The sequence below is a fragment of the Mesorhizobium sp. M2A.F.Ca.ET.039.01.1.1 genome (genome assembly GCF_003998035.1).
Classification (GTDB): Bacteria; Pseudomonadota; Alphaproteobacteria; order Rhizobiales; family Rhizobiaceae; genus Mesorhizobium.
Genome location: NZ_RZRY01001529.1, coordinates 1 through 446, shown reverse-complemented (window position 1 = coordinate 446; position 446 = coordinate 1). Strand labels below are relative to the sequence as shown.

1 pseudogene is annotated in these 446 nt (G+C 59.6%); it reads left to right on the top strand.

The annotated features are described in order from the left end of the window. Positions 1–335: pseudogene (locus tag EOA24_RS42700) on the top strand (hypothetical protein); the annotation flags it as partial. Positions 336–446 lie beyond the last annotated feature (111 nt).

Below are 446 nucleotides of genomic sequence, written 5' to 3'. Positions count from 1 at the left end.
CCCACAGCAAACGGCCTAGCCAAACAATCACGCCACTGGCGAGACGCCTCGGTCTTCAACCTGATGTCACTTATGCGAAGGGCCAAGAGGCTTTGGCCGCAGAAGCCATCCGCACAGCCCCAACTCCTGTGTTGGTAAGCTGGCAGCACGAATCTATCCTGGTTTGGCAACTGCCCTCGTCGGTCGCGCGGGTATCGCCCCGGAATCTTGGCCAGACGAAGATTTCGACAGCATCTGGGTGTTGCAGAACGATGGCGCAGATGTCTGGTCATTCTCGTGTCAGAGCCAAGGGCTTCTCGACGGTGATGGATAATGGTTCGACACTGACGGCGTGAAGAGCCGCGACCGCTCCAGTCCTGAGGCCGTCAGATCGCGGCTTGCAGTTGCCAATCGCCGAATATCAGGACGCCGCCGGATGTCTTTAGGACGCGCCTGGCTGCTCCCGC